This window comes from Wolbachia endosymbiont of Drosophila pseudotakahashii, assembly GCF_026015925.1.
Classification (GTDB): Bacteria; Pseudomonadota; Alphaproteobacteria; order Rickettsiales; family Anaplasmataceae; genus Wolbachia; species Wolbachia pipientis.
Map to the genome: position 1 here is coordinate 1196341 of NZ_CP110359.1, position 8660 is coordinate 1205000.

An 8660-nucleotide genomic window follows, 5' to 3' on the forward strand; every position below is an offset into this window, starting at 1 on the left:
CAGACTGCTTCGTAGAAAGTCTACAGGGTTTTTGTGCGCGCAACACTGAACCAGATTTCTTTATGACCCAAACCTTAGCCATATTTAAAAATCTAGCTACACCAATTGGTGAAAGTGAGTGCAGCAACTACAGCAGTATCGACCCTTAAAATTCTTTTTCCTAGACTCAATTTTTGACAAAACTTATCGGCAAGATCAAGTTCATAAGATGAAAAACCACCTTCAGGACCAACAATAATAGCAACATTTTTTTTGCCTTTCAGCACTTTGTCAGCTTTACCTGTTTCATCACACAAAACAAAATTTTTACTTTGGGAATCAGGTAACTCACAAAAGTTAATAGGAGGCAAAATCTCTGGTATACTTATCCTACCTGATTGTTCCGCTGCTTCGATTGCTTGTAATTTTGCTCTACTTAGGTTAATATTTTTTACCACTGTACGTTCTGTTGAAATAAATTGAATGCAGATTACTCCCATTTCAGTTGCCTGTCTTACCATGTTATTCAAAGCAGCACTTTTTACCATGGCACAATACAGGTATAAATTTTCCTCATATTGCTGTTGTTTAGTGCATTCTTTGGGTGTAACTTCTGTCAATTTACGCGATATATTAACTACTTCTCCTAACAACCATTCTCCATCTTTTCCATTAAAAAGAGAGAGATTATCATACTTCTTAAGCCGCATTACATTGCAAATATAGTGACTTTGTTGTGGATTAAGTGCTAAACTCACGCCTTTTGATAAAGCTTCTTCAACATAGAGCCTAATTTTTCCCATTCAAAACTTTAATTATATTCTACTTGAGTGACTCTTACGGGATTTGAACCCGTGTTACCACCGTGAAAGGGTGGTGTCCTAACCACTAGACGAAAGAGTCAACTTGAATCTAACTAGGTTATATCGATTACATATATAAAGTCAATTCAATTATTTTGAATCACATAGTTAGAGGGATATATCAGTAATCTTATATCGACAGCCTCCTATTACTCCATGCTCAATACTCACTGAACCTATCTCAGATTTAGGAGCTAATTCTAATTGTTGTTCAACTTTTGTATCGGAATCATAGCCAGAATCGTAGCCAGAATCTCTACGCTCATATTTCTGCCTTATTTCTTCTACACTAAAGCCAGCCTTGGTCTTAATTTTTTGATCATTAGTCTGTTGCTGACTTATCGACTTATTAGCACTTAGCTCATTTAGCTTCACTTGCCAATCATTCACTTTATCTTGCACTAACCCATGGCAAGTTCCAGAATTAGCTTTTATGTCTTTTGCTTTTCTTTCTGCTCTTTTCTTGGACAAATCTACCCTAGCATAAATAGGTTCTGACGACTGTTCTGGCTCTTTCTGTTTTAGGCTAGTAGGCTTTTTTGTTCTGAAAGATCATCTATAGTGCAATAAATAGGTTCTTCTGATATACTCAAATAACCACTATCTTCCAATGATAAATTTTCAGTGGATTTTTTATGTGAATCATATATTTCAGCATAAATAGATTCTTCTGATACACTCAAATAACCATTCTCCCCTAATGAATTACTAACTTTAGTGTCATACACCTCAGCGTAAATGGGCTCTTTTGAAGGCAAAGCATCATAGCTAGTATTCTTTGACTTATACTCAAAAGTTCTAGGAGGTTTTTGTTGTATAGCTTCAATATTCAAATCATCTGTAGAATAATACTCTGCGCCTTTTCCTAGTAAAAAGGAAACTGTGGGGTGAAGAATTATCTCTGCTGGTAAGTTTTTCTCACTATCCAATTTTAGATTTTTTGATTCTGCTAAACTCTCAATAACACGAATTATAACATTCTTTCCATTCTCATCTATTGAGTGGATATCAGCTCCACGATTAATCAGCAATTCCATTATTTTGTGATCTGTAGCATGTCCTAAAGCCTGATTTAAAGCTTGATTATTATTTATATCAAATGATCCTGTATTCTTGAAAGACATAGTCTTTGAAAAGAATTTTCTAAAACTATTTAATGCATCATAGAGAATTAGAGTCAGTTTAACACCTTTTATGTCATTGTTTTTGACAGATTTAATTAAAAAATTATCTATTATGCCCACGATTATACCCCCTATATAAAAGCTCACTACCATGGTACAATTTTAAACTATGATGATTTATTTTCTACTAATAGCAGCTCTCTATAACCACTTAACAAGTGGTGGCATTGACATCATAATTGCATCTGGATTGCCGTCAGTCATTAAACCAAACCTTGTGCCACGATCGTATAACAGATTGAATTCTACATATCTGCCACGTTTTATTAATTGATTTTCTCGTTGTTCTTTTGTCCAAGATTTTTGCATATGTTTACGTATGACGTGCGAATAAATTTCCAAAAAGGCTTCACCTACTGCTTTTGTGAACTCAAAATCGTTTTCCCAGTTGCCAGAACTCAGATTATCATAGAAAATGCCACCAATACCACGTGGCTCTTTTCTGTGTTGTAAGAAAAAATAATTGTCACATTGCTCTTTAAATTTTGGATAATATCCGGTGTCAAATCTATCACATGTCATTTTGATTGATTCATGGATATACTTGCAATCTTCTTCATTTTTATATATTGGCGTAAAATCCATTCCTCCACCAAACCATTGTTTTGAAGTATATATCAGCCTTGTGTTCATATGTGCTGCAGGGATAAGGGGCGATTGCATATGAGACACTAAAGATATACCGCTTGCCCAAAACTCTCCGTTACTTTCACTTGCACCAGGAATCTCATTAATGGCTGAATCTGCAAATTTTCCGTGTACTTTTGAAACGTTTACTCCAACTTTTTCAAAAACATTACCAAAAATAATTGTAGATTCACCACCTCCACCACCTGGGCGATCCCACTTTCTCTTTTCGATCTTTGGTTCTGCGGATGATTGTTTTTCAATTGATAAGAAAGATTCTATGATCTTATCTCTTAGTGCACAGAACCATTTAAGTGCTTGTGTTTTTTGTTTTTCCATAATATCCTCTTGCTAGCTTATTAACATTGTTATATCTGATACTTAAGGAACTTAATTAGATTTGGATGGTAATTATCTATCAAAGACGTTAATAAATCTATAATAATTAAATCAATATAATAGAACATTTTCGTATGTACAACAATGCCAAGTAACAATAATGAATAAAAGATACATAGATAACAAAAAAGAGAACAGGGTTGACTTCATACTAAGAAATTATGGAATGTCAATTGTTGTGATGGCAGTTATTATGCTCTTACCTTCAGTAGCAATATCGATACTCTACTTTTTTGATATATATAGTCAGCATATTAATATAGAGATTAATTTATTAGTTAGCATTCTAACAACTCTCTTTATGATATATAATGTAAAACGCTACAGATACCTGCTTAATACTATAGAATTTCAAAATGCAACATTTGCAAATGCACTAAATCATAATACAGAATTTTGCCTTATTTTACATAAAGATGAGGGTGTTATTTATGCTGATGCAAGGTTCTACGAAAGGTTTAAAGATCATATAATAGATAATGACATTACGTTAGGCAAGATTCTTGAAATAGGAGATGTTTCAGAAGCAGACAAAAAAGTACTCTATCATGCACTAAAAAATAACTCTTCTGTACAGGTATGCATTTCCTTAAACAAGAAGAATAGAGTATCTAACTTTCTTTTGCTCTTTGAGCCGATACCAGATAATCCCCAAATTGCTATAAATAGTAATAAGATTTTAAATTTATCATTAGTGCCAATAGCAAGGCCAGATGGGTATTTTGTATTAAAAGCAACACAGATAAACAAGGAGCAGATATATGAAGAGTTAATAGAAAAACACAGCATAGGAACTTACATTGCAAATGCCAAAGGGGTGATTTTATCTGTAAATAAAAGATTTTTAGACATATTTGAACTAAAAAAACTGGAAAAAGGTAGCTCAATCAGTGATTTTATATCTCAATCTAAATATAACAATACAACAACCGATAATGAAATTTTGTTTTTTACTATAAGTGGTATTCCATTCAAGGCTTATATGAGCACTGCTATATTTTGTGATAAATACAACCATAGCTATATATATGGCTTTATAACACCAACCGAATCAAATATTGTTGATTATCAATTACACCCTTGTTTTGCAAATTCATCAATTGCTATTGCACAATGTGACATAACCGGCAACTTTGTAAAGAAAAATACGGCACTAATAAAGCTTGCAGGGTCAGATAATAATTCAATCTTTACGTTGATATTGGATAGTTATCATGTGAAAATACGTGAATATTTTTCGAGTAATAGAATAAATAATGCGTCTTTTGATCTACAGCTCAACGGCGGTAATAACATAAAAATATATTTCAATAAGTTTCTTCATAATAAAATGATCTTCATACTTTGTTATTTTATTGACAATACTGAACACAAAAACCTAGAGATAAAGCTTGAGCATTATCAAAAGATGCAAGCTATAGGGCAGTTAGCAGGTGGTATTGCGCATGATTTCAACAATATATTGACTGGGATAATAGGATTTTGCGATTTGCTTTTACTCCAGCATTCAGCTGGTGATCCATCTTTTGGAGATATAATACAGATACAGCAAAATGCAAAGCGTGGATCAAATTTAGTAAGACAATTGCTTGCTTTTTCAAGAAGACAGACCTTGCAGCCAAAAATTATTGATGTAAATAGAACTATAGCTAATCTTTATGAAATGATAAAAAGATTAATAGGTGAAAATATAAAATTTAACATTTATTATGGTAGAGACTTGGGTGCTGTTAGGGCTGATCAAGGGCAATTAGAGCAAGTTATACTTAACTTAGCAGTCAATGCTAGTGCTGCTATGGAAAAGGGCGGGGAATTAACTGTACGAACCTTTAATCAAAAGATTGACTCATTAAATTCTACATCTCAGGATATGTTTTCTCCAGACAAGGAAACGATCGAACATGGAAATTATGTTGTGATTGAAGTAATTGATACTGGATGTGGAATGACAAGTGATACAATTGGAAAGGTATTTGACCCATTTTTTTCTACCAAAGATATTACCTCTGGTACAGGTCTTGGCCTCTCTACTGTATATGGCATTATTAAACAAACTGAAGGATACATCTATGTTGCTAGCAAAGTAAATCATGGAACTAAATTTAGCATATTTTTGCCCATGGTTTACATATCAGATGAAAATCTGAGAGAGGAAGATAGTGAAGAAATAGAAAGACCGGTAGTAAGTGAAATTAAAGGTAATGGTATAATTTTATTGATTGAAGATGAAGATTCAGTAAGGGAATTCATTGCTAAAGCACTAAAAAGGAAAGGATTTGATGTAATAGAAGCAAGCATAGGCAGCGAGGCGCTAGAAATAATCAGTAAAAAAAGTCAACACATAGATCTTATAATCACTGATGTAATCATGCCAGAGGTGAGCGGCCCAGAAATAGTTAAAGAAGCATTGATCCATAGGCCAAATATCAACGTTATTTTTATTTTTGGGTATGCAGAAGATGCTTTTTTAAAGAGTGATGACATCAATATAGAAGATTTTCACTTTTTGCCAAAACCATTCACTCTGAATGAATTAGGAAACAAGGTTCAAAGTGTGTTACACAAAGCAAAAAAGACAGTCTAATTTTAGTGTGGTTAACAACAAAAAAATTTTCTAATGCAAAAGTTTCTTGCATATATACAATAGAATTATTTTATACATAAGATAAAAGGCGTGAGCAAGATTATTGCAATAGTAAATCAAAAGGGTGGAGTTGGCAAAACCACAACTAGTATAAATTTATCGACAGCCCTTGCTGCTGTGGGAAAAAGCACTTTATTGGTAGATCTTGATCCTCAAGGAAATGCTAGCACCGGGCTCGGGATTTCTTATCGTAGTAGGGAAGAAAAAAATATATACAAAATACTACTAAGCAGCGAAAATAAATTGATAGAATCGGCAATTTTCAATATAAAGGAAATTCCAAATTTATCACTAATTTCGTCAGTAGTTGATTTATCAGCTGCAGAAATTGAATTATCGCAACTTGAGCGAGGAAAATTTGTGCTAAAAAGCGCATTAGAGAAGATACGCGATAATTATGAGTATATAATCATCGATTGCCCTCCATCACTTGGGCTTCTAACCATAAATGCTTTGACTGCTGCTAATTCTATTATTGTCCCTCTTCAGTGTGAATTTTTTGCTCTGGAAGGATTAAGCCATTTAGTTAAAACTGTAGAGCTGATAAAAAGGCATAACCTAAACCCTTTTTTGGCAATAGAAGGGATAGTGTTAACAATGTATGACAGGCGTAACAAACTCAGTGAACAGATTAAAAACGATATTTGCCAGTATTTAAATGATAAAGTATACAAAACTATCATCCCATTGTATGAGACTGTTATTCCACGTAACGTACGGTTATCAGAAGCGCCTTCTCATGGAAAACCTGCTATTGTGTATGATCTTAAGTGTCCTGGTGCACAAGCATATATAAGTTTGGCAAGGGAAATTTTACAAAAGCACGCGAGCAGTTGTAAGGAGAAGAAACTAGTAAGCGAGGGCGTAGTATGAAGGATGATAGACGCCTCGGCAGAGGTCTTGCCGGCCTCATAGGCGATAATTATGATAATAAAGAAGATCGACAAGAGCATTTGCCTATTTCATTACTGCACCCAAGCAAATTTCAACCGAGGAAACATTTTGACGAGGAGTCATTAAGAGAACTTGCAAATTCGATAAAGAAAAGTGGCATTATACAGCCTATCGTGGTACGCAAAGATTCAAATGATGACGGTTATGAAATAATAGCCGGGGAACGTCGTTGGCGAGCAAGCAAGATTGCAAATCTTAATAGTGCACCGGTTATCATAAAAGATCTGAGCGACAAGGAATGCTTGGAAGTATCCATAATTGAAAACATACAAAGACAAGATATTAATCCAATAGAAGAAGGTGAAGCGTATAAGAAACTGATAGATGAGTTTTTCTATACACATGAGGAATTAGCTTCAGCTATAGGCAAAAGCCGCAGCCACATAACCAATATGATTCGGATGTTGTCACTTCCCTGTAGGGTGAAAACAATGATCAACGAAAAAAAACTATCTATGGGTCATGCAAGAGCGTTGATTAATGTTGAAAATGCTGAAGGTATTGCAGAAAGAATAGTTTCTCAAGGCTTAAGCGTTAGACAAACTGAAAAATTGATAAAAGATTTGCATCAAGGCAACAACCAAAAAGAGCAGAAATATACTAGAAATCAAGATATGACGGTAATAGAAGGCGCTATATCTTCTCAACTTGGTTTAAAGATCAAAATTAATGACAACAATTCTAAGGGTAAAGTTATGATACGGTATAATAATTCAAATGAATTGGATCTAATATTGAAAGTTTTGAATAGGAAACTTGAGGCATAGCTAGTAGCTGCCAGTAAAGCAACAAACCAATATCAACTGTTGGTGTCATGAAAGTAGCTGACACTGGTTTTCATCCAAGAGGGCAGTAGCCCCTTCGGTGTCATGCAAGTAGCCTCCCTCCCCTGTCATCCCAGTGCTTGACACTGGGATCTAGCAAGCTTTACTTGCAAATAAGTCTAATACGCGTCGCGTTTTATGCCAAAACACAATTGGAGTTACATGCAAAATAGATCCCAGTGTCAGCTACTCGGATGACAAAAAAAGGAGCACTGGAATAACAGCAGTCCCTCATACCGCGATTCATTCGCGGTATCTCTAGATCCCGCTAACAAGCAGCGGGATGACGAGGTTTACGCTTATCGGATTGTTTCAACACGTCATACCGCGATTCATCCGCGGTATCTCTAGATCCCGCTGCGGGATGACGATTATCGTTTAGCCATAAATATTAAGAAATTTACCAAATGAAAAAAAAGGCAAAAGAAGCCCTGGGGTTATTATCCGCTTTAAAATATTGGCGTTTTTTATGTTTTAAACGCTTGACAAGCGAGATTCAGCCGCTTTTAATTGCAACTAACTTACGCTGCAAATGTTTAAGAAATTTACTAAGCAGAAAAAAAGACAAAGAATCCCCGAGTTAGCTAGTCTTTTACTATCTCTGTCGAGTATTGGCATTTTTTGATGTCTTGTAACGCTTTATAAGCGCGTTCAGCTTATTTAGATAAAAACCTAGATGTAGATGAAGTTTTGTAAAGACATACAGTATCTATATACTGCAAAAAATTGAACATAAGACGCCGATACATTAAGTAATCCTTACCTTTTAATCTGCAGATTGGCGAAAGCAAATACAATAGCTTCACTATCATGATAAGGGCGCTGGTGAGGCTTGTCAAGGAAGTTTTTCGTTTCATCCAATGCGCTGCCAAAAGCTATGTAAAAAGTCTAATGAGTTAACTCCCATATATCCTGAGTAATTCTTGTGCATTAGCTTTGATTAGGATAGGGCATTTTCTATCATTTAATAGGGAACGCAATATTTCAGTTGCACCCTTAACGTCGTTATTGTGTATCTTTACTATAGCGATGGCTTCTTGGCTTGAATAAGGGTATACTGTGCTTGATTCTAAATTATCAATTTTGTCTTTATTTATTTTTTCACCGTTGGAGTGAAGTAAGCTCATTACTTCTAAATATTGTGCTAACTCACGAAAAACATCAGGAGCATCTTTATCATCTGCCA

At 34.7% G+C, this 8660-nt stretch carries 8 protein-coding genes and 1 tRNA gene (1 of these 9 running past the window's edge); 3 read left to right on the forward strand and 6 right to left on the reverse strand.

Annotated features, from left to right (window positions below):
• Positions 1–92: 92 nt before the first annotated feature.
• The 5 genes from ONI09_RS06255 to hemF form a co-directional block, all read right to left on the reverse strand.
• Positions 93–782, reverse strand: coding sequence for a 16S rRNA (uracil(1498)-N(3))-methyltransferase (locus ONI09_RS06255; RefSeq protein ID WP_265013981.1), 690 nt, complete (start codon positions 780–782; stop codon positions 93–95).
• Positions 783–810: 28 nt separating this feature from the next.
• Positions 811–882: transfer RNA gene (locus ONI09_RS06260), tRNA-Glu, on the reverse strand.
• A 68-nt stretch (positions 883–950) separates the two neighbouring features.
• Complete coding sequence (locus ONI09_RS06265; protein ID WP_223823129.1) at positions 951–1313, reverse strand: hypothetical protein; 363 nt, start codon at positions 1311–1313, stop codon at positions 951–953.
• A 50-nt stretch (positions 1314–1363) separates the two neighbouring features.
• Positions 1364–2086 (reverse strand): hypothetical protein, encoded by a 723-nt coding sequence (locus ONI09_RS06270; protein WP_264707464.1) that lies wholly within the window; start codon positions 2084–2086, stop codon positions 1364–1366.
• Positions 2087–2167: 81 nt separating this feature from the next.
• Entirely contained in the window at positions 2168–2992 is an 825-nt protein-coding gene (gene hemF / locus ONI09_RS06275; RefSeq protein WP_264707465.1) for an oxygen-dependent coproporphyrinogen oxidase, read from the reverse strand.
• 160 nt (positions 2993–3152) lie between these two features.
• On the opposite strand from hemF, the gene ONI09_RS06280 reads away from it, so the two are divergent.
• The 3 genes from ONI09_RS06280 (at position 3153) to ONI09_RS06290 (ending at position 7417) form a co-directional block, all read left to right on the forward strand.
• Positions 3153–5636, forward strand: a complete 2484-nt coding sequence (locus ONI09_RS06280; protein WP_265013982.1) for an ATP-binding protein — start codon at positions 3153–3155, stop codon at positions 5634–5636.
• Positions 5637–5726: 90 nt separating this feature from the next.
• A complete protein-coding gene (locus ONI09_RS06285; RefSeq protein ID WP_265013983.1) occupies positions 5727–6569 on the forward strand; it encodes a ParA family protein in 843 nt (280 codons plus the stop codon).
• Entirely contained in the window at positions 6566–7417 is an 852-nt protein-coding gene (locus tag ONI09_RS06290; RefSeq protein WP_182321205.1) for a ParB/RepB/Spo0J family partition protein, read from the forward strand. Before ONI09_RS06285 ends, ONI09_RS06290 begins: the two co-directional genes overlap by 4 nt.
• 953 nt (positions 7418–8370) lie before the next feature.
• Here ONI09_RS06290 and ONI09_RS06295 read toward each other — a convergent pair.
• Positions 8371–8660, reverse strand: partial view of a hypothetical protein gene (locus ONI09_RS06295; RefSeq protein ID WP_265013984.1) — the end only. Its footprint extends 325 nt past the window's final position; the window shows 290 of its 615 coding nt (coding positions 326–615); its start codon lies beyond the right edge, outside the window — the gene reads right to left on this strand; the stop codon is at positions 8371–8373.

What these genes read in the sequence shown, in the direction of transcription:
- ONI09_RS06255 (WP_265013981.1), bottom strand. Translation starts at nt 782, where the DNA reads ATGGGAAAAATTAGGCTCTATGTTGAAGAAGCTTTATCAAAAGGCGTG.
- ONI09_RS06290 (WP_182321205.1), top strand. Translation starts at nt 6,566, where the DNA reads ATGAAGGATGATAGACGCCTCGGCAGAGGTCTTGCCGGCCTCATAGGC.
- hemF (WP_264707465.1), bottom strand. Translation starts at nt 2,992, where the DNA reads ATGGAAAAACAAAAAACACAAGCACTTAAATGGTTCTGTGCACTAAGA.
- ONI09_RS06280 (WP_265013982.1), top strand. Translation starts at nt 3,153, where the DNA reads ATGAATAAAAGATACATAGATAACAAAAAAGAGAACAGGGTTGACTTC.